The sequence below is a fragment of the Citrobacter sp. HN-141 genome (assembly GCF_033341895.1).
Classification (GTDB): Bacteria; Pseudomonadota; Gammaproteobacteria; order Enterobacterales; family Enterobacteriaceae; genus Citrobacter.
The window spans coordinates 119,822-139,324 of the sequence record NZ_JAWPBF010000005.1 but is presented as its reverse complement, the minus strand read 5'-3'; the positions used below and the strand labels follow the sequence as shown (position 1 = coordinate 139,324).

At 47.3% G+C, this 19,503-nt stretch carries 20 protein-coding genes; 14 read left to right on the top strand and 6 right to left on the bottom strand.

The features are described from left to right. The first annotated feature begins 6 nt into the window (after nucleotides 1–6). From hxsD to RYZ59_RS08180, 6 genes are all read left to right on the top strand, one after another. Nucleotides 7–390, top strand: coding sequence for a His-Xaa-Ser system protein HxsD (hxsD, locus tag RYZ59_RS08205; RefSeq protein WP_212734694.1), 384 nt, complete (start codon nucleotides 7–9; stop codon nucleotides 388–390). 4 nt (nucleotides 391–394) lie between these two features. Then, nucleotides 395–619 carry a hypothetical protein gene (locus RYZ59_RS08200; protein WP_137381292.1) on the top strand — a complete coding sequence of 75 codons (225 nt, stop codon included), beginning with the start codon at nucleotides 395–397 and terminating at the stop codon, nucleotides 617–619. Beyond that, on the top strand, nucleotides 609–2,066 hold the full coding sequence (gene hxsB, locus RYZ59_RS08195; protein WP_318046037.1) for a His-Xaa-Ser system radical SAM maturase HxsB: 1,458 nt from the start codon (nucleotides 609–611) through the stop codon (nucleotides 2,064–2,066). The genes RYZ59_RS08200 and hxsB overlap by 11 nt, the downstream gene beginning before the upstream one ends. Further along, complete coding sequence (hxsC, locus tag RYZ59_RS08190; protein ID WP_318046036.1) at nucleotides 2,063–3,271, top strand: His-Xaa-Ser system radical SAM maturase HxsC; 1,209 nt, start codon at nucleotides 2,063–2,065, stop codon at nucleotides 3,269–3,271. The genes hxsB and hxsC overlap by 4 nt, the downstream gene beginning before the upstream one ends. A 169-nt stretch (nucleotides 3,272–3,440) precedes the next feature. Then, nucleotides 3,441–4,550 carry an AI-2E family transporter gene (locus RYZ59_RS08185; protein WP_318046033.1) on the top strand — a complete coding sequence of 370 codons (1,110 nt, stop codon included), beginning with the start codon at nucleotides 3,441–3,443 and terminating at the stop codon, nucleotides 4,548–4,550. 116 nt (nucleotides 4,551–4,666) lie between these two features. After that, on the top strand, nucleotides 4,667–6,451 hold the full coding sequence (locus RYZ59_RS08180; RefSeq protein ID WP_318046031.1) for a sensor domain-containing diguanylate cyclase: 1,785 nt from the start codon (nucleotides 4,667–4,669) through the stop codon (nucleotides 6,449–6,451). 60 nt (nucleotides 6,452–6,511) lie between these two features. Here RYZ59_RS08180 and RYZ59_RS08175 read toward each other — a convergent pair whose 3' ends face one another. After that, on the bottom strand, nucleotides 6,512–7,909 hold the full coding sequence (locus RYZ59_RS08175) for a hypothetical protein (protein ID WP_318046029.1): 1,398 nt from the start codon (nucleotides 7,907–7,909) through the stop codon (nucleotides 6,512–6,514). Between the two features lie 311 nt (nucleotides 7,910–8,220). On the opposite strand from RYZ59_RS08175, the gene trpS reads away from it, so the two are divergent. From trpS to RYZ59_RS08160, 3 genes are all read left to right on the top strand, one after another. Beyond that, nucleotides 8,221–9,225 carry a tryptophan--tRNA ligase gene (gene trpS, locus RYZ59_RS08170; protein ID WP_318046027.1) on the top strand — a complete coding sequence of 335 codons (1,005 nt, stop codon included), beginning with the start codon at nucleotides 8,221–8,223 and terminating at the stop codon, nucleotides 9,223–9,225. 393 nt (nucleotides 9,226–9,618) lie between these two features. Next, nucleotides 9,619–10,359 carry an SDR family oxidoreductase gene (locus RYZ59_RS08165; protein WP_318046026.1) on the top strand — a complete coding sequence of 247 codons (741 nt, stop codon included), beginning with the start codon at nucleotides 9,619–9,621 and terminating at the stop codon, nucleotides 10,357–10,359. 117 nt (nucleotides 10,360–10,476) lie between these two features. Then, nucleotides 10,477–10,959, top strand: a complete 483-nt coding sequence (locus tag RYZ59_RS08160) for a glutathione peroxidase (protein ID WP_137381300.1) — start codon at nucleotides 10,477–10,479, stop codon at nucleotides 10,957–10,959. A gap of 88 nt (nucleotides 10,960–11,047) precedes the next feature. On the opposite strand, the gene RYZ59_RS08155 is transcribed toward RYZ59_RS08160, so the two are convergent. Together RYZ59_RS08155 and RYZ59_RS08150 are read right to left on the bottom strand one after the other, a co-directional pair. Continuing rightward, nucleotides 11,048–11,356 carry an AzlD family protein gene (locus RYZ59_RS08155; protein WP_137381301.1) on the bottom strand — a complete coding sequence of 103 codons (309 nt, stop codon included), beginning with the start codon at nucleotides 11,354–11,356 and terminating at the stop codon, nucleotides 11,048–11,050. Beyond that, nucleotides 11,353–12,060 carry an AzlC family ABC transporter permease gene (locus RYZ59_RS08150; protein ID WP_318046022.1) on the bottom strand — a complete coding sequence of 236 codons (708 nt, stop codon included), beginning with the start codon at nucleotides 12,058–12,060 and terminating at the stop codon, nucleotides 11,353–11,355. The genes RYZ59_RS08155 and RYZ59_RS08150 overlap by 4 nt, the downstream gene beginning before the upstream one ends. A gap of 124 nt (nucleotides 12,061–12,184) precedes the next feature. On the opposite strand from RYZ59_RS08150, the gene RYZ59_RS08145 reads away from it, so the two are divergent. Beyond that, nucleotides 12,185–13,057: a LysR family transcriptional regulator gene (locus tag RYZ59_RS08145; protein ID WP_271456404.1), complete on the top strand. Its 873-nt coding sequence runs from the start codon at nucleotides 12,185–12,187 to the stop codon at nucleotides 13,055–13,057. Between the two features lie 311 nt (nucleotides 13,058–13,368). Then, on the top strand, nucleotides 13,369–14,262 hold the full coding sequence (locus tag RYZ59_RS08140; protein WP_158002250.1) for a restriction endonuclease: 894 nt from the start codon (nucleotides 13,369–13,371) through the stop codon (nucleotides 14,260–14,262). Nucleotides 14,263–14,549: 287 nt separating this feature from the next. On the opposite strand, the gene RYZ59_RS08135 is transcribed toward RYZ59_RS08140, so the two are convergent. Next, nucleotides 14,550–15,419: a LysR family transcriptional regulator gene (locus RYZ59_RS08135; RefSeq protein WP_137383267.1), complete on the bottom strand. Its 870-nt coding sequence runs from the start codon at nucleotides 15,417–15,419 to the stop codon at nucleotides 14,550–14,552. Between the two features lie 174 nt (nucleotides 15,420–15,593). On the opposite strand from RYZ59_RS08135, the gene RYZ59_RS08130 reads away from it, so the two are divergent. Next, nucleotides 15,594–16,283, top strand: a complete 690-nt coding sequence (locus RYZ59_RS08130) for an aspartate/glutamate racemase family protein (RefSeq protein ID WP_137383268.1) — start codon at nucleotides 15,594–15,596, stop codon at nucleotides 16,281–16,283. A gap of 330 nt (nucleotides 16,284–16,613) precedes the next feature. On the opposite strand, the gene RYZ59_RS08125 is transcribed toward RYZ59_RS08130, so the two are convergent. Together RYZ59_RS08125 and RYZ59_RS08120 are read right to left on the bottom strand one after the other, a co-directional pair. Continuing rightward, nucleotides 16,614–17,240, bottom strand: coding sequence for a GNAT family protein (locus RYZ59_RS08125; protein ID WP_318046015.1), 627 nt, complete (start codon nucleotides 17,238–17,240; stop codon nucleotides 16,614–16,616). 175 nt (nucleotides 17,241–17,415) lie between these two features. Then, on the bottom strand, nucleotides 17,416–17,886 hold the full coding sequence (locus RYZ59_RS08120; RefSeq protein WP_318046188.1) for a GNAT family N-acetyltransferase: 471 nt from the start codon (nucleotides 17,884–17,886) through the stop codon (nucleotides 17,416–17,418). 198 nt (nucleotides 17,887–18,084) lie between these two features. Between RYZ59_RS08120 and RYZ59_RS08115 the strand changes: the two genes are divergently transcribed. Together RYZ59_RS08115 and RYZ59_RS08110 are read left to right on the top strand one after the other, a co-directional pair. Next, nucleotides 18,085–18,429 carry a DUF1294 domain-containing protein gene (locus RYZ59_RS08115; RefSeq protein WP_318046014.1) on the top strand — a complete coding sequence of 115 codons (345 nt, stop codon included), beginning with the start codon at nucleotides 18,085–18,087 and terminating at the stop codon, nucleotides 18,427–18,429. Between the two features lie 134 nt (nucleotides 18,430–18,563). After that, nucleotides 18,564–19,418, top strand: coding sequence for a DMT family transporter (locus RYZ59_RS08110; RefSeq protein WP_318046012.1), 855 nt, complete (start codon nucleotides 18,564–18,566; stop codon nucleotides 19,416–19,418). Nucleotides 19,419–19,503 lie beyond the last annotated feature (85 nt).

Here is a 19,503-nt window from a genome sequence, read left to right as displayed (position 1 = left end):
ATGATGATGGAAAATGTTGTGCAAGGTACCAATGCGTTAGGTGACTTCTTTCTGCTATCACTGGATAAAGAAATTTACAGTCGTGAAGCGATAATGAAGACTTGTTATGCTTTTACAGATAATTATTATATCCATGTTGTGAAAGTCGCTAATAACACAACTGGGATCTGTTTTTACAGCAAAAATGAGGATCACAACAATCAGCATATAGATGCTGGAATCAGGCAATTTTTACAATCCCTTACCGAAAACCAGATGCGCCAGATAATTTATCAAGAAACATCTGTTTTACATGAAGAAATTGTAAAAAAAGCTTTCGCTCCGGCAACAGCACTTATTAACAACAAGTCCCACAATGACACTCTAAATATCATTACGTCGGCAGTATGATTCCATGAAGATTACATTAGACCCTGAGTTTTATTCCCTGGAAGCTGTTGCTGATATGACGCAGCAGTTTTCTGACTTTATGCGTGTTGAGTCTGTTGTCGGAGAGGAAATGTTGCTCATAATGAATGTGAAACAGGAGTATGACGAAGAACGCTCGCAGATTATAAACGCCTTCCTCAATAACATCCTTGAGTTAAGCATACAGGATATCATGAATAATGAGCGTTAAATTCCAGCTTCCCGAGAAATTCTCCCACGAGTCATATCGTCTTCTGCCATTCCGCTTTAGTTTGCTGGACAATGGATGCTATTTCTTGTCGACAGATTATGGTGAGTGGATTTGTCTGCAGCCCGAGCAACTTATCGCGCTAACAAATAAAGAAAAAATCGAAGATGAGTCGCTTTGGTATGAACTGAAAGCCAGGCACATTGTCTGCGAGCATAATGACACGGGAAATATTGCATTATTAGCCTCACGCTATCGAACGAAAAAAGCGTTTATCGAGAACTTCTCTCAATTGCATATTTTTGTTTTGACAGTACGCTGTAATAACTCGTGTGTATACTGCCAGGCGTCACGTAAAAGTTGCCAGTCAGATCAGGCGCGCTATGACATGAGCCCTGCAGTGATGGAAAAAAGCATCGAACTATTTTTGTCGATGCCAGCAGATAAGTTAACGCTGGAATTTCAGGGTGGTGAGTCCACACTCAATATGCCACTTATCAGGCAGGCTGTCGCACTGGTTAAACAGAAAAATACACAGAAGGATATTCAGTTTGTCGTTTGTACTAACCTGTGCGAGCTGAACGATAGCGATCTTGAATTTCTCATTACGCATGATTTCTCAATCAGTACGTCACTGGATGGCCCACAAGAGTTGCATGATGCGAATCGTAGATATGCAAACACAGGCGCCTGGAATGCCCTGATCTCAACACTGGGTAAAATTAAACAGCAAAATGCTTTTGACAAGGTCAGCGCATTAATGACGACAACCCGGCAAAGCCTCGAAATGCCGCATGCGATTATTGATGAATATGTGAAGCATGGGTTTCGCAGTATCTTTATTCGGGAACTTAACCCATATGGTTTTGCCCATAAATATTTTCATAAAATTGGCTACAGCACCGCTCAATTTTTAGCATTTTATGAAACGTGCCTCGATTATATTATTCACCTCAATCGTCAGGGCATTCCCTTTCGTGAATCCTATGCCAGCCTGATAATGAAAAAGCTCATGACGCCGTGGGCAACCGGCTTCGTCGATCTTCAGTCTCCCTGTGGCTCTGGTTTTGGCGTCACGTTGTATAACTACGACGGGAATATCTACCCCAGTGATGAAAGCCGCATGATGGCTGAAATGGGTGACCAACACTTTAGAATGGGGAATATTTTCGAAAGTAGCCGTGAAGAACTCTTCTTTGGCCCTGTAATGCAAGAATTAGCTGCCTCTGGTGTGAATGATTGCTTACCTGTCTGTTCAGATTGCGCATTCGCACCTTATTGCGGCGCAGACCCAATTCGCAGATATCAGGTAACGGGTTCGGTATATGGACATCCTGGAAAAGATGATTTCTGTTTGAAAAACAAAGGAATTATCGCGATGGTTATCAAAAAATTCACCGAGGGCGATGACGAAACACGTCATCTGTTGATGCAGTGGGGCATGAAATGAATACACCGTACGCAAAAGATACACTCTTTCTTTCTGTGCAGGCAGAGAACACGCTGCACTTAAACGCCCCGCTTTTCGGTAAGGTTGTAACCGATTTTCAGGTAAACCAGGCCGATACTATTCTCTACCTACCACCAAACCAACAAGACTCTCTGCCGTCATTTGACCTTGTCAGCGCAGTAATATGTACAAACCACGACTCTCGTCTGAATATGATTAAATTGCAGAAAACAATTCCAGTCATTGTTGTTGCGGCCGATGTCGTATTTAGCCAGGGAGATATTATCTCCGTTAGCGAGCGAGGGAGGATTCATCGCTACTTCCGGGCATCTTCACAAAACAACGCGTTCTTAGTGACCGAAGTGTGCAACAATCTTTGTATAATGTGCCCGCAGCCACCTAAACCACAATCACGGGTTAATCATGGCGCTATTGAACAACGGATCCTGCAGACGCTCGCCCTGATTGATAATGAGCACGCACCCTCATCTCTCTGTATTACCGGTGGTGAACCAACAATGCTCGACGACGGGTTGCTGCGCATTGTAGATGGTATTTCAGTAAAAATGCCCCAAACCCTAATCCATCTCCTGACAAATGGACGATATCTATCTGATGAATACTACACCGCACGTCTGGCTCGAGCGGGGAGGCATCAGTTGCTCGTGGGGATACCTCTTTTTGGTCATGTATCTGAAATACATGACTACGTGGTTCAGTCCGACGGCGCTTTTAATCAAACGATTGAAGGACTTCTGAACTGTTACAAACAGGGGATCAATATCGAACTACGCGTCGTATTAAACAAGGCAACCGTACCCTATCTGAAAGCACTAGCCGAGTATATCTCGCGTAATCTTTTCTTTGTAAAACATGTCGCCCTGATGGGCATGGAAAATATGGGTTATGCAAAGCTGAATCGGGAAACAGTATTTATCGATCCATGGGATTATAAAGACAAGCTTTCAGCTGCAATTGAAATTTTCCAGCTATATGGGATTGACGTACGTGTTTTTAATCTCCCTCTTTGCCTCGTGAATCCTGATACCTATACGTATTGTAAGCAGAGTATCAGTGATTTTAAAAATAGCTGGAATATAGCCTGTACTGACTGTGTGAAACGAGACAATTGCTGTGGTTTTTTTGAATCGACAACGGAGAAATTTTGGCTTTCCAGACACATTGCCCCATTTCTCGACGCGTAGATAGATCATTCGCTCACCTCTGACGGAGACAGGAACACGGGGCAATTTTTTGCTCTGAGTTCACTGTTTGATCATCAAGTCGACGTTAAACCGGAATCAACATCCACAGTTGGTAATTCTGCTGAACAGTTCTATAGTCGAGACTGCTTCTCAGTTACAGGATTCACTAATGCGATTTAACGGACTGACTAAAGGTTTCTTCATTTTCATTCTTGCCCTCGTAACATGGGCGTTTTTCGATGTGTTGTCCCCCTACTTCTCTGCAATCTTGTGGGCCGCAATTCTGACAACTATCTTTAATCCGGTAAAAAACAAACTGCGCAGCGCGCTTGGCCAACGTAACGGTCTGGCATCGTTAATCACTATCGGGATTATCTGTTTGATTGTTTTTATTCCTCTGATGGTGATCCTGTCGTCGTTGGCAATCGAACTGAATGTGGTTTACACCAAGTTGCAGCAAAACGATACGCAGTTTCCGGAAGTGGTCAGTTCTATTCTTTCTTATCTTCCTGACTGGGCCAGAGGGTTCCTCGCAGAACACAATCTGGATGATGTCGCGCAGATCCAGAAAAAACTCTCCGACATTGCGCTGCAGGGCGGGCAGTACCTCGCAGGCAGTGCTTTCCTGATTGGTAAAGGGACCTTCGGCTTCGCCATCAGCTTTGGCATCATGCTGTACCTGCTGTTTTTCCTGTTGAAGGATGGACCGTATCTGGTGCGTCAGATTCTGGATTCCTTACCGCTGTCTGATTTTGCCAAACAGCACCTGTTTGCCAAATTCGTGGGTGTCACGCGGGCGACTGTCAAAGGCACCGCGGTTGTCGCTGTCGTCCAGGGCACGCTGGGCGGCATTGCTTTCGCCATTGTCGACATCGATGGCAGCATCTTGTGGGGCGCACTAATGGCATTCCTCTCGCTAGTGCCAGCGGTTGGCTCGGCGATAGTCTGGGTCCCTGCGGCTATTTTCCTCTTTGCCACCCACCAGCTGTGGCAAGGGCTGTTTATTGTCGGATTCTTCGTCATTATTGTCGGACTGGTGGACAATATCCTGCGCCCGCTACTGGTAGGAAAAGACACCAAAATGCCGGACTACCTGATATTGATTACCACCCTCGGCGGGATGGAGATTTACGGTATCAACGGCTTTGTGATTGGCCCGCTGATCGCCGCACTGTTTTTGGCCAGTTGGAATCTGTTCTCCGGACGTGACCATGAGGGCAACGTAGAAGGTATCGATGAAGCCTTCATGGAAGAAGGAAAAAACCCTCCAGATTTATGATGGCATGACGATAACAAGGGGCGGCCGCGGGTCGCCTTTTGTTTTCACGCAAAATCATACGTTTCCTATAATTTCAATCATGCTTATTCATTAATCGTCGCAGAAGGAACGAAAAAGTGCGAATAGCCACAATCACCAACTGGGCTTACAGTGCGACGGTATGCCTGACCATTGCCTCCGGCGTTGTTATGCTGATGGCATCCGGAGCAGACAATACTGAACGTCAGGTGGTAGAGCAGCGATATAAATTTGATCAGCTCACCGAAGAGGTGGAGCTCGATGCCTGGTCATTGTCCGATTTAGCTCGCGAGTACGTGATCGCTAAAGATCCCGAGGCGCTGAACGCCTACCACCAGAAGGCGTCGTCGCTACAAGAGGTCGAGCAGCGGTTAACAAAATTAAAAGACGTCGGCGCGACAGGTGAAGAGCTGGCGCTGCTGCATGAAGGATTACAAATTGTCGATGCGCTACAGGAAGAGCAAGCAATGGCGCTCGCCAGTATGACCCGCGGAGAAACGTCACAGGCAATCGCCCTGCTCTACGGCAAAGCCTATGAACAGGAGCTGGAACGGGCGCAGGTGCGGATAGATCATTTTCGGCAGTTGCTCGATAACCGTGTACGTAACAGCATTGATGATGCCACCAGGACATCCCGCATACTGCGTACGCTCTCTGAAGTTATGGTCGGATTAACCGCGCTGCTGTTTTTGTTTGTCCTCGGCTTTATTTTGAAACGCCGCGTACTGCGTCCGGTTGTGCGTCTGAGCGACGTGGTTCACCGTCTCGCATCGCAGGATTATGCCGTAGAAACGCCTAACTTTAATCAGATTGATGAGATTGGCGATATGGCGCAAGCCATTCGCATTTTTCGCGAGAACGGCCTGGCACGGCAGCGGCTGGAGAAAGAGCGGGATGCCGACTGGGCAATCCGCGAACTGTTGGCTCGTATGACCCAGCGTTTACAGGGCTGCGAAAACTTTGCCGATGTTATCAATGTCGCGCAGCTTTTTGCCCCGAACATTGCCCCTGGCGTTGCCGGACGGCTCTACATTCTTGATCGGGAAGCCTGGCACATGCGCTGTGCCGCCGAGTGGCTCTCACCGCAGGGCAAAGCAGACCCTTTCCATCCGGATGAATGCTGGGCTGTGCGCCGTGGGCAAAGTCATCCTCCCGTGCAAGGTGAGCCGGATATCGCCTGCTACCACCTGCCTGAGTCGTGTCAGGATCATTCTCTGTGCATACCGCTGATCGCCCAGGGGGAAGCCATCGGCCTGCTCTCATTCCAGAATCTCAGCGACAATTCTGCCCCTTCACGTGCTTATCTGGAACTGATGGCCGAGGCACTTGGACTGGCATTAGCCAACCAACGTCTGCGCGATGCGCTACTGGAAAAAGCGCTTTACGATCCTCTGACCGGTCTGCGCAATCGCCATCACCTTGAAGACACTCTGCGCACCCAGATGAGTCAGGCTATCCACAACCAGGAACCGATCAGTTGCCTGATGATTGATATCGATCACTTCAAAAGCATCAACGACCGTTTTGGTCATGAGGCAGGTGATGGGGTGATAAAAAGTATCGCAGCAATTATTCAGCGCGTTGTTCACGACCACGGAATGGCCTTCCGCTACGGTGGTGAAGAGTTTCTGGTTCTGCTTGCCGGTATGGATGAAGAAGCGGCCAATCGCTTTGCGACGGACATTTACAACGGCGTACGCGAGTTGACGCTCAGCTTTGGCGTCTCTGATATCGGTCACGTTGATGTGTCTATTGGTGTCGCCAGCTACCCGCAGCACGCCCAGAGCGATAACCTGTTACGTGCCGCGGATGTCGCGCTGTATCGTGCAAAAGAGCTGGGTCGTTCGCGCATAGTGAGCTTTGGGATGCTGGAAGCGAGCTAAAAGGCGGTGCGCAAGCCCAGACGGGTACTTCCTAAACTATCCCCTCGAGGAAGTCCCCCGTTAATTGGTATATTCATCGATAAGTGACTGGTGAGTTTTCTGGATTACATCCTGAATATAGACAACTGCCTGCTCACCAGGCACACCTGCAGAAGAGAATTTTATACAGGAGTCAAGACTGGCGTAACTGTCTTTTTTATACTGGCACCAAAGTTTCAAATTATTAGCACGTAAGCGTCTAAATTTAACTAACTGAATTCGGCCTGGCGGTGAAACTTTGTGTATGCTTCTTATTCTGCGCAGACCTGAAAGTGCCGTGTTTCTAATTAGTGCACGCTGGGCGCAATATATCATCTGACTGGCGCTAAATTGAAGCGTTGCACTCGCCTGATCCCAGGCAGCAATGTCGACAAGGGGAATATCTCCGGACCAATAGTGATGTTTATGCTCATATACATTTTGTAGTAAGCGGCAGCCATATTTAAACATTATCGCGTAACGCTGTAATTTCTCGACGTATTCATATTCATGCCACTGTTCTGCCAGCGCTATCTGCTCAGCAAACTGGCGATCCATAGCTTCGGCATTCTTAATGTGCGGTGTAATAATCCAGGTGTATGCTTCTTGTAGAGCGCGCTCTGCACCCTTCATACTTACGGTGATTTTATCGTATACGTCGCGATTGCTTATCATCGCACGCAAAAAAGGATCGTTACTCCGTTTTTGATAAGGCGTCCCGTAGCCATAGGTCCCGGGCAGCAGACTACCGGCATCGACAAACGCATCGGTAACCACGGTTAATCGGCATTCTGGCAATAAAAAATCATTTGGCGAAACGGTGTGCGGATCACGTCCATCGGTAAACAGTTCCAGACCGAGTCTGGAAAAAAATGTAGCGACAAGCTCAGAACAAAATGCGCCTCGCGTTCCGTTATCAAAACGACAGGACTCGATTGCTTGCGCAACATGTTTTGCCAGTAAATTTGGAAAATCTGGTAACGTTATGGCCTCAAGAAGTCTCGGTACAGCAGAGTAGGTTTTATAAAAATCATTTTCTTGTAGATCTTTCGAAGCCTGAATCATCCTGGAGAGATCAATATTTTCGCATTCAGGATGGCGCAATAAAATCCATTCTCTCGGATTTTCGGGGATGCAAATAACCCTTTCTGCAGTGGACTGTCCACCGGGATACAGACTCATTGGCAATAAAAAAGTAAATCCAACTCCCGATGTATCCGATTCGGCAAGATATAGACTTTCAATGCCTGAATCACCACCATGAATCCAGATAGCGGCATGAGAGTATGGTCCGCCGCTCGCTTTCACAATTAGTGAACTGAATGGACTGTTTCCACAAACTAACAAAACGTCACCTGGACGCAGCTTTTTCTCCCACAGCAATGGTCCACTACTTTGCAATGCCGCGAGATCGCGTTTCACCGGAACGTCTTTATGCATTGTACTTCCTTGTCGAAAATTATCGCCATGATTACAAGGGGATTTCCAAACATAACAATGGATGCCCTACCCGTAAAGCCAAAATGACGTTGCCCACCCCGACCGGGCAGAGCATTACTTTACCTCAGCTCCTTGCAGTGATATGTTGATCAGATGAATATAAAACACGATTGCAACGGTTTTAATCACAAGCGTTGGTGGCTGCCTTCTTGAAGGCGGTCAGAATGTGTTTATCCATTTTTAAATAACCGCCGAAAGGCGGTTATTTGCATTTTGAGACCCCTTTCGGTTTTATGCTTAAGGAGTCTTCTATGAACAACAAATCCATCATCCTTACCGGCGACCGCCCTACTGGGCCATTGCATCTTGGCCACTATGCAGGTTCCCTGCGCCAACGTGCGATACTGCAACACGATTATCAGCAATTTGTTCTGGTCGCAGACCTGCAAGGTCTGACCGATAACGGCAGCAACCCACAAAAGATCCAAGATAACATACCCGAAGTGCTGGCCGATTATCTCGCTGCAGGTATTGATCCCTCACTCACCACCTTTTGTTTACAATCGGCACTACCTGCCCTTGCCGAACTCACCGCACTGTATATGAATATCGTTACCGTGGCTCGCGTCGAGCGTAACCCAACGGTCAAAAATGAAATTGCGCAAAAAGGTTTCGCCCGTTCGCTTCCGGTCGGTTTCCTGGTTTACCCCATCAGCCAGGCAGCAGATATTACGGCGTTCAAAGCCAGCCTGGTCCCCGTCGGCGACGATCAGTTGCCGATGATTGAGCAAACTAATGAAATCGTGCACAAGATGAACAGCCTGTTACCGGCCCCCGTTCTGCATCACTGTAAAGCTATGTTAAGCGAAACCAGTCGTCTTCCGGGTATCGACGGCAACGCCAAAATGTCGAAATCACTTGGCAATACGCTGCTCCTGTCGGCAAGTGAAGAGACTATCCATCGCGCCGTCGGCGCAATGTACACTGATCCTAACCACCTAAAAGTGTCCGATCCGGGGCAAATTGAGGGCAATGTCGTGTTCACCTACCTGGATGCTTTTCACCCGGACAAGGCCAAAGTCGCAGCAATGAAAGCGCATTATCAGCAAGGAGGATTGGGTGATCGGGCATGCAAAAATGAGCTGGAGATGTGCCTGCAAGAACTCATCGCGCCTATGCGTGAGCGTCGGGCAACCTATATTCAGGATAAAGGTATGCTGATGGCGATGCTTAAAAAAGGCAGCGAACAGGCCTACGACATCACGCAGCAAACGCTAAGAGAAGTAAAACAAGGGTTGGGATTGTCGGTATTTTAATCTGAATTGATGTCCCTCCCGGCGGAGAATAACCACCGGGAGGGGTGACTCTGTTGTGCGCCGCATTTTGCCCACATTACGCGGAACATGAAGCTGTGATTAAATGCTATCCAGTTGATTGTCAATATCGGTTCCAGCCATTTACATGCCCGACACCTGGCACCATTCGCAGGACAGGTTGAAAGCAACGAACAGGATGAGCCTCCTTCATGCTTCCTCCCCGTCGGTATGCATTTTGCTTAAATCTGATCTGCGCCCCTTTTGAGAACGATATAACGCATGCAAACCGCTATTTATATCCCGCCGTAAATGGCACTAACGGGAAGATGTGACCCCGTATCGCCATGCTATATATCCAGCGATACAGACTCATCACGAAAGGGGAGCATCGCTATGTTGAAAGGTAAAAGAGCCGTTATCACCGGCGGCGGAGGAGAATTTGGTCAGGCGTTGTGCGTTTGGTTGGCTCGAGAAGGCGTCAACGTGGATTTTTCTGCTCGGCGGGTTGAGGATATTCACAAAACCTGCAGCATCATCGCCGCTGAAGGTGGTGTTGCAAAAGGGTATCTGTGTGATTTAACCCAGCCTGAGTCTATTTCTCAGTTTGCTTCACAACTACTCTTAGATGCAGACAGGTCCATCGACATTCTAATCCTCAATGCTGCTCAGTGGCTGTCAGGGACCCTCGACGAACAACCGGACTCAGAAATCTTCAATACCGTCAGTTCAGGCCTGACAGGTTCAATTCTACTAACACAGGCATTGCTTCCAGGGTTAAGGCGCTCAGACAGTGCTGACATCGTTTCGATTATATCTGTCTGCGGCATTCCGAATTTTACGGATTCAATTGCCCATCCCGCTTTTTTTGCCAGTAAACACGGGATGAGTGGTTTTACAACTAAACTGTCGAAACAGTTATCCAAAGAAAATATACGGGTTACCGGATTATACCCACCGGATTTTGAATTGACCGGGTTAGATCCTCTGGTCGACACTCAATCCAGAATGGGAGAGCATCTAATGAATGGGCGTTCTGTCTGGGAAACAATTCGTTTTGTGCTGACTCAACCGCGTAGTTGCCATATTAGTACCCTTTACTTTCAAGGACCCACTCGCGAAGATCTGGAGCATTAGGGACTGAATCTGACAGCACTTACCGAGCGGACTCACCTCCGCTTCTCACTTGCCCCAGCAGCACCGTGCTGGATGGCTATGCCAATATCTAACAGGTCCTGCTCTGAGGAGTTCGCTATGACCACATTTTATCAACTGACAGCCACCAGCCTGGACGGCCAGCGTATCCCTATGGCTGACTATGCTGGCAAGCTGGTTCTGGTGGTAAATACCGCCAGCCATTGTGGCTTCACGCCACAATACGCAGGTCTGGAAGCGCTTTACAAAAAGTACGCCGCTCGCGGACTGGTGGTGCTTGGCTTCCCCTGCAACCAGTTCGGTAAGCAGGAACCCGGCAACGCCGACGAAATCGCGCAGACCTGCCACGTCAACTACGGTGTAAGCTTCCCGATGTTTGAAAAAGTGGAGGTTAACGGCGCCGCTACACATCCGGTATTTCGTTATCTAAAAGATGAATTGCCCGGCATGCTGGGTGGACGGATAAAATGGAACTTCACAAAATTCCTTATTGGACGCGATGGCAAGCCGCTAAAGCGTTTTGCACCGTTCACTACCCCTGCGAAAATGGAAACCGTCATCCTGGCTGCACTTGAAATCTAGGTATTCTTGTCATTTGAACCGTCAGCCTGGTGCCAAAAGCGGACCTTACCGTAATGAAGTCAGTCAGGAAAACATTCGTTAGAACGGTTTAACAAAACCTGACCAGCGCTGAAACGCCAATCCCAAAAGCGATCGCAAGCAAAGGCCTTTTAAAAACCAGCATTACAATAGCGGTGGTCAATAATGCCATCTGAGCACCTTTGTCGCCGGTAAGAGCCACGGGGGCTAAAATCGCAACGAGAACGGAGCCTGACATGCCCTGAATAAAGGCTTTTATTCTGTTATTAAAAGGAACAAAAGACATAACCCAGACGCCCCCCCATCGGGTAGCAAGAGTGACCAGGGCCATAATAATGATAATAATCAGAGGCCCAAAACCTACCGTCTCAATACTCATTTTTTATCTCTCATGATGATTCCAGCGATGCCTCCGGCCAGGGCTCCGGCGATCACGTGGCTATTTTCTGGTAACCCTTTATACGCTATCAGCGAAGCCCCGGCCGCTACGGCCCAGATACAAAGCATCCTTAGATTTCTTTCTCCTTCGAACACCATGGAAAGGAGAAAACATCCCATGACCATGTCGAGTCCATAGCGTTTAGGCTCATGTATAGCATTGCCGAAATAAAGCCCTACCAGAGTCCCTGCTACCCAAAAAAGCCATAACGCAAGACCGCCGCCAAAGAGCAATCCAAGTCCTGCTTTTCCCCTGCCGAATGCCTGGATGGACATAGCCCAATTAGCATCGGATGCAACCATCATGATTCCGTAGCGTTTTGCAGGTTTTAAAAAACGTAACCACGGATATAAGGTGGCCCCCATCAACAGATGCCGGGCATTAATGGCAAAGACGGTGGCTATTAGCGTTAATACCGGAACATGAGACGTCCAAAGCTCTAACGTAGCGAATTGCGCATAACCGGCAAAAACCAGCAAACTCATCATTGTTGCGGTCATCTGGTCCAGTCCTTTCTGCGATGCAGCCAGGCCAAAGGCGGCACCAAAAACAGCGACAAAAAGTGACACCGGGATAAGTTGCCGAAAACCAGCCCATACAAGCGAATGATTTAGTTGAGATAAATCAGATTCGTGATACGTCATCTGGGGCCTCATGCTCTTCCTCTCAGTCATGTTAAACAGAGCGCCACTATGACAGCGTTGTGAAATCAATAAAAACGCATAATAATTGATATTAATATTTGATTATCGAATATAAGGATCAACGGTGCATTATCAAGACCTCCAGATGGACTGGCTCAAATGTTTTGTTGCGGTAGTAGACGCGGGGTCGCTTTCGGCAGCGGCACCTGAGGTTCATCGCTCGCAGTCTGCGGTCAGCATGCAACTCAAGAAGCTGGAATCCGCATTAGGATGTCAGCTTTTACTTCGCGGTCCTCGGCAGCATCAACTCACCTCTGAGGGACAAAAACTGTTGGGATATGCCCGTAGGATGCTCGACCTTCATGCTGAAACGCAGGCAGCATTCCACGGTAAGGAATTAACAGGGCGTATTCGTCTGGGGGTTCCTGATGATTATGCAGCAAAATACCTTACACCTGCGCTGAAGAGATTTGCGCCTAACTTTGGATCGGTCGAGATCGAACTGAGCTGTGAGCAATCAACATCACTCATTCCTCGCGTTGAGAGCGGCGATCTCGATTTGGCCCTGGTTTCCCGGGAACATCCCAGCCAGGGCTCGTTATTGTTTTATGAACCCATGGTGTGGGTAGGTTCTCCGCAGTTTGAGGTGTGGAGGCGTGATCCATTACCCATTGCGGTATATGAAAGCACGAGCCTTGCTAAGCGTAGCGCTATCAATGCATTAGCATTACAGGGGCGGCGATATAAGGTGGTGTATAACAGCTCCAGTCTGTCGGGACAGATTACAGCAGTAGAAAGTGGCCTGGCTGTTGCCGTTCTCACCCAGTGCAGCGTACCACCCCATTTGCAAGTTCTTGGCAGTGAACATCTTTTGGGGCCCCTTGAACCGATGGAAGTCGCCTTGTTCAGAAGTCGTGCTTCTCAGAGTTCTTCAGCTGTGGATAGCTTGTATGATTTGCTAATCAGGACATTAAGGGTAAGAAAAGTTGAAAACTGAGACGATTTATCAGGCGCCTCAACGTCCGCTTCTCGCTCACTGAGGATCTTCAGCTCAGCAACTTCCGCTTCGTGCCAGAAGCGGACTATGTTAAAGAAAAGAGCTTGAGGTGGCTGAAGTCAGTATAGGTGCAACAAATGTGGTAAATGAGGGTTGAACCAATGGGAAGCAAAAGCTATTTTCGTCTATGTAGGATATATCTCCAAATAGCTTAAAATCCCCAGATAGAAGAATGGTAGTATGGTTTTGATAATCAGAACAGCGAGTACATCAGGCACTCTATTCAAATGATTTATTAGGGAAAAATGACAATGCTTAAAACCTGGAATGATTTAGAAAGTTATACCCAATATGTCTACTCGACCTTGCTTAACCCACGAGATAATGGAGTGGAAGTTAGTCGTAACGTTATCCTTAAGGGATTAAAAGGTGAATATCAAATTGATGTATATTACCAATTTGAAAATGCAGGCTTTATACATCGTGTAGCGATAGAGTGTAAATATCACAATCGCCCGCTTGATCGCGATACTATTATGCCATTTTGCAACAAAATCACAGATATTGGGAATATTATCGGGGTAATAGTCAGTAAGTCTGGTTACCAAAGTGGCGCACAAGAATACGCAGAAAAACATGGCATTACTTTACTGACAACTGATGATTTACCAAAATTTAACATATTGGTTGCCGATTACTTGATAAATTCAACTTTACCTACAAAAGACTGGATCGGCGAGCCTTTTTGGATTTTGATGGAAAGAGAGGAAGATAATGTTTCAGGTTCATACTACAAGTTTGCACAAAAACATAACGGAAGAGATGTAATACCCTTATTCTTTTCAAAGCGTGAAGCAATTGACTTTCTAAATGAATCTGAGCAGTCACTGCATTTTGCAATAAGAGGTGTCCCACAACATTATTTGAAACGTTTGATAGCAATAACAGAGCGGTTAAAACCTTTATTCTTCTTAATGCTTCCTGCTTTGAATGAAGAACAAGCCAAAGGTTTATTAATTGAACCAACTGAATTAATGAAAAGATATCTACTATCAGAAATATCACCTGAAGAATATCAAGAGTTTTACGTTAAAAGGAAGTCGCGTTACAAGAATGAGCTTACTCTTTTTAAAATATTAAAAGCAATGAAAGGTAAAATTGGTGCAGAATTGGCTGAAAAAATTTTAAAAAATAAAAAAACGTAATTGCGGAGCCGTGATCACGGGAACCGTTCAACCTGATGTGCTGGCGTTAAAGGTGAAGTGAAGGGCCATTTTCTGAAAAAAAGATTAAGATTTCGATGCAAAGCAAACGGTCTGCTGTGTGCCAGAAGCGGATGTTGATAGTTTTAGCTTAACAAACGGGGCGCGGATTAAAGCCGGGCATTGGCGTATGGCAGGGTGGAAAAAGTTAGTAGTATCATTTCACTCAGTAGGGATCTCAACATTGCAGACACTGTCAGGCGGTCATAATCCAAAACTAGTTGCAGTTGTCAGGCAATGCCAATGTTTGAAGACAAGATATCAATCAGGGCACAGGTATTAGCCGTGAGCCCTCCCTTACGCCATATCAGTTCCGTTGTTATTTGGCTGTTTTCACTTTCAAAGGGATGGATTGTGATGAGTTCCTGTGTCGGAAACGTATCGAGGATTGGTGTTGGTATCACGCCCGCCCCCATTCCTGCACTGACACCACCCAGAATGGCATGGTAGGAAGACATTTCTGCCAGCCTGTAAGGTCTGATCCCTGCATCTCTGAACCAGGTTGTTAGCCGGTCGCGATAGGAGCAGCCGTCACTGAATACCAGCAACGTTGTGTGAGTTAAATCGGCAGCAGAACGTATTGGCGGGAAATTTGCTGCGGCGATAATAACCAGTTCTTCCTTGTAAACAGCCATACGTTCCAGTCTGTCATCAACCGGTGCGTCAGCAATGAAGGCTGCATCAAGTTCGTGACTAAGCACGGCATCGAGCAGTGTGCGGCTTATCCCGGTAACCAGCTCCACCTTTACTGATTGATGTTGCTGGTAGAGGCGCGCCAGCGGCTCAGGCAACCTTGTTGCGGCCATACTATCGAGCGCACCCAGTCGGAACCGACCGCCAGGCACCGGCTTTACCATCTGCTGTTCTGCTAAGGTAACCAGCTCGATAATCTTCAGTGCATTGTCATAAAGCACTTGGCCTTCATTTGTCGGAAGAAACCTACGGCCAGATTTTACAAACAGTGTGGTTCCGAGCTGGCTCTCCAGGTTCTGAACTCGAGTGGTTATTGCGGAGGGGACTCGGCAGAGCAAATTTGCTGCTGCAGTAATAGTACCTGTTTCTACCAGTGCTATGATGGTTCGGAAGTCAGCTATATCCATATTTTCACCATAATTGAAAATTGGATTCTATTTTATTCAATTGAAATGAATCTACATGTTTTTTAATTTATTTACTCTATTTAAACAGCTACCAGCCTCCCAGCTAGTCTCAAGCGCTTGTTGATCATCGCAAAATGGCCACGTTTGATTAATACGGGAGCTATTGAGGGTAAAATGAAAAAACTTGGATTAATCGGCGGCACCGGACCAGAATCAACATTGCTCTACTATCGCAAATTTGTTTATGAAGCTAACAAAAGAATTGGCGATACATTCTTCCCGTCTCTAACTATTGAAAGTATCAATGTATATGACGTCCTGACCATGTGTGGACGGAAAGATTATGAAGCGCTGACGAAGTACCTGGCCAAGGCTGTCGGGAATCTGGTGGCCGCCGGGGCTGAAGTCGTCGCCTTGACCGGTAACACACCACACATCGTCTTCAATGAACTCCAGTCGTGTACAAAAGTTCCTCTTGTCAGCATTATCGAGTCCACTTGTGCAGAAGTTCAGACTCTGGGCCTGAAAAAAGTAGGTCTCGTGGGAACACGATTTACAATGGAGGGTGACTTCTTCAAACGGCCTTTCACTGAAGTAGGCATCCAGGTGGTCATCCCGCATGCTGACGAGGTTGATTACATCGCAGAAAAAATCCACGATGAACTCGAAAGAGGCATTATTAAGTCACAGACGCGAGACACGTTTACCGCGATCATTGGGCGGATGTATCAGGATGAAGGCATTGAAGCCATCATTCTGGGATGCACAGAGCTTCCCCTTTTGTTTGCGGGTACAGAGTTACCTGTTAAAGCACTGGACACGGTTGATATTCATATTGAGACGTTGTTTAAAGCTCTTCAATAGTATTTTACATCAATTTGCGGAAAGAACCGGGGGCGAACTGCCCCCTTTGTTTAACATGCTACGATTTAAGTAATACCTTCATAAAACTTCGAACTTCCGCTGTTCGCTCACAGCGGACCCGACAACCGACTGATTGGCCCGCTTCACATCATGAGCAGGCGTTAGTAACGCCCGTCCTACACCAATTGGAAGAGCGCAGATCCATCTCTTCCCACCAGCAAAAGAGTGACCGTGATATTCCGTTTGAGGCCAGGCGTTCAAAGGCGTCGATTGCGAGGTAAAACACGTAATATCCCTTACCTCCTGTCGGCAATTCTTCGAAAATTTTTCTTATCGGTGAGCGGAAAGGCGGCGCTCAAGGTTGGCCTGAACCTGCGGCCACTCATCATCAATTATGCTGTACCGTATGGAAGTACGCTTTCGACCATCAGGCATAATTCGTTCATTTCTGATGATACCTTCCTGGACCGCACCAATACGGAGAATGGCAGCCTGAGAGCGCTCATTCAATACATCAGTTGTAAACTGAACGCGAACACACTTAAGTTGCTCAAAGGCGTAGCGCAGCAGTAACAGTTTACTCTCGGTATTTGCAGCTGTTTTTTGCCAGCTTTGTGAATACCAGGTGTGACCAATTTCGAGTTTTCGGTTTTCGCGATCAATCTTCCAGAAACGCGTTGAGCCAATGACACGTTGGTCGGATGAGAGCGTTACAGCAAACGGCATGACAGTGCCTTCGGCCTGCCCCTTCAGGGCTTTCTGAATGTACGAATCAGCGGTGTCAGCAGACGGAACTACCGTAAATGGCAGAGACCAAAGTTCCCCATCTTCAGCTGCATCAATCAGTAGCTGAGCATCTGTCTTAAGCAGAGGACGGAGCGTTACAAGAGACCCTTGCAAAGTAGGCGTCATATTTGTGGCCTCACAGTTCTTTTGTGTAGATGGATTAGGCTGCATAATCCTGTACCGAATGACTTACTATGCTCCGTTTGCATTTAATAATCGACTCATTAAGGGGCTATTGTCTGCTCACCGTTTATAATGCATGGCAATATAAGTAATTCCCCCATGCATGACTCACTTCCACTATTCACTCACTACGGACCTTACCGGGTAGGAATCAGCCGGTGTTCTATTGTTTCGTCAAATATTTCCGCATCAGCGCATTTTGTAGTGTCACGCCACGACACACAGGGAAACCTCGTTCCACGACATGAAAGCCGTGTCGTAGAAAGAACGCTTCTGCAGCCTTACTGACATTTGAAGTAAGTTCAGTCATTCCACGTTCTCTGGCTTCTTCATGAATGCGGTCCATCAGTAGCGTCCCTACGCCCTGTCTCGGGTAGGCTCCCGAGACATAGAAATGGTCAATGTAGCCATTTGGCTGAACATCCGCATATCCAGCTATTTCACCATCCACTTCAACAACAAAGGGACGTAGCGCCCTCATGCGATTGGTCCAGTGGTCCGGGTCGATATCTGATGGGGCCCAGGCAACTATTTGTTCATGTGTGTAGTAGTGGGATGCGAGGGTATATACAGAAGATAAAAAAACGCTGAATAACGAAATTTCATCTCCATTTCTGAACCTTCTGATTTTCATAAAACCTCGGATGAGCGTGACTGGTAGAACAATATCATTACTTTTCATAATGCTCTATTTTCCAGGCTGACCATGTGATTCCGACATTTTCTGCATCGAAATCTGGATAACCTTAGCTTCTGAGAATCTCATCTCCCTTTATCAGTGTCGGTTTTGGGTTAAGATAATCGCCTCTCCGTTCTGGCTGTGGTTAATGATATGAATCTCAATCGCTGTTGTTATTTGCTACTGGTCTGCGCTGCGGTCAGTAGCCTTTTTGCCCCACATCCGTTGCTGGTATGGGGCCTGCTCGCCAACATATTGACGCTGGCGATTTACGGCGTGGATAAAATGGCAGCGCGTAATGCCTGGCGCAGAGTGCCGGAATCCACATTGCTGGTATTTGGCGTTGTGGGCGGATGGGCTGGCGCTATTGTCGGGCAACAACTCTTTCGCCATAAAACACAAAAGCAGCCCTTCAAAACTTACTTCATCATCAGTGTGATATTAAGCACCTCCGCTATGGTAGCCGCGTATCAATTCTTTCCATTCTCACTTTTCTGAGCATCATTTAGGGGTAGCGTCAGCCCCCTGCGCTACCTTAGCGTGTTGGATTATCACCAAAAGCATCGTTAGCCTGTCTGTCCTGATGTACGCACTCTATACTCTGCAACAGATCATCAACATTAAGGATGGGTATGAAAAAGCTGTTGCTGGTTATCCTGGTGTTAACTGCATTTGCAGCCAATTCTATCCTCTGTCGTATCGCCTTAAAGAATGGGTATTCGGACCCTGAGACGTTCAGCGTGCTGAGATTATTCGGTGGTGCAGCAATGCTGTTTTTCTGGCATATAGCCCGGGGGAAACTGAAACACATACGCTGGAAAATCATCGATGCCCTGTTGCTGTGCGCCTATGTATTATTCTTCTCAATCGCGTATGTTCAGCTCAATACCGCAACAGGCGCATTACTGCTATTTGGCGCAGTGCAGATCTGCATGATTGGCTGGGGATTAATAAAAGGTGAAAAACTTAGCGGATACAAAGCCACCGGGATCGTCATTGCCATTGGCGGGATCATTATGCTGCTGCTCCCCGGCGCAACCGCTCCTCCTTTTATACCTGCCCTGACGATGGTTGCTTCAGGCCTGGCATGGGGAGCATACTCTGTGCGCGGGAAAAATATCCTCTCTCCTGCCGGGACGACTGCGGGAAATTTCATACTGAGCCTTCCGGTTATTCTCATCCTGAGTCTGGTACGACAGGAATCCGTGCATACTGACGCCAACGGCGTCATCCTTGCCCTGCTCTCCGGCGGACTGGCTTCTGGTGTGGCTTACGTACTTTGGTACCAACTTGTTGCCACCATGTCTTCCGCAACTGCCAGCACATTGCAGTTGAGCGTGCCCTGTATTGCTGCGCTAGGTGGGGTGCTATTTCTTGGCGAATTACCTGATTTGAGAATTCTGGTTTGCACACTCATCGTTCTGGCTGGCATAGCCATTGTTATTTCATCCGATCGAACACAGAGCAAGAAATCAGCACAGGGATAGCGTCGAGGAGTCGCAGCACTGTGCTTCGGTGCTTTGATTCACCGCCCAGATGCGCCCTGTCACGCCCTTTGCGCGATAATCAACT

Coding starts and splice junctions, on each gene's coding strand:
- hxsD (WP_212734694.1), top strand. CDS start 7: ATGGAAAATGTTGTGCAAGGTACCAATGCGTTAGGTGACTTCTTTCTG.
- RYZ59_RS08200 (WP_137381292.1), top strand. CDS start 395: ATGAAGATTACATTAGACCCTGAGTTTTATTCCCTGGAAGCTGTTGCT.
- hxsB (WP_318046037.1), top strand. CDS start 609: ATGAGCGTTAAATTCCAGCTTCCCGAGAAATTCTCCCACGAGTCATAT.
- hxsC (WP_318046036.1), top strand. CDS start 2,063: ATGAATACACCGTACGCAAAAGATACACTCTTTCTTTCTGTGCAGGCA.
- RYZ59_RS08185 (WP_318046033.1), top strand. CDS start 3,441: ATGCGATTTAACGGACTGACTAAAGGTTTCTTCATTTTCATTCTTGCC.
- RYZ59_RS08175 (WP_318046029.1), bottom strand. CDS start 7,909: ATGCATAAAGACGTTCCGGTGAAACGCGATCTCGCGGCATTGCAAAGT.
- trpS (WP_318046027.1), top strand. CDS start 8,221: ATGAACAACAAATCCATCATCCTTACCGGCGACCGCCCTACTGGGCCA.
- RYZ59_RS08165 (WP_318046026.1), top strand. CDS start 9,619: ATGTTGAAAGGTAAAAGAGCCGTTATCACCGGCGGCGGAGGAGAATTT.
- RYZ59_RS08160 (WP_137381300.1), top strand. CDS start 10,477: ATGACCACATTTTATCAACTGACAGCCACCAGCCTGGACGGCCAGCGT.
- RYZ59_RS08155 (WP_137381301.1), bottom strand. CDS start 11,356: ATGAGTATTGAGACGGTAGGTTTTGGGCCTCTGATTATTATCATTATT.
- RYZ59_RS08150 (WP_318046022.1), bottom strand. CDS start 12,060: ATGACGTATCACGAATCTGATTTATCTCAACTAAATCATTCGCTTGTA.
- RYZ59_RS08140 (WP_158002250.1), top strand. CDS start 13,369: ATGCTTAAAACCTGGAATGATTTAGAAAGTTATACCCAATATGTCTAC.
- RYZ59_RS08135 (WP_137383267.1), bottom strand. CDS start 15,419: ATGGATATAGCTGACTTCCGAACCATCATAGCACTGGTAGAAACAGGT.
- RYZ59_RS08130 (WP_137383268.1), top strand. CDS start 15,594: ATGAAAAAACTTGGATTAATCGGCGGCACCGGACCAGAATCAACATTG.
- RYZ59_RS08125 (WP_318046015.1), bottom strand. CDS start 17,240: ATGCAGCCTAATCCATCTACACAAAAGAACTGTGAGGCCACAAATATG.
- RYZ59_RS08120 (WP_318046188.1), bottom strand. CDS start 17,886: ATGAAAATCAGAAGGTTCAGAAATGGAGATGAAATTTCGTTATTCAGC.
- RYZ59_RS08115 (WP_318046014.1), top strand. CDS start 18,085: ATGAATCTCAATCGCTGTTGTTATTTGCTACTGGTCTGCGCTGCGGTC.
- RYZ59_RS08110 (WP_318046012.1), top strand. CDS start 18,564: ATGAAAAAGCTGTTGCTGGTTATCCTGGTGTTAACTGCATTTGCAGCC.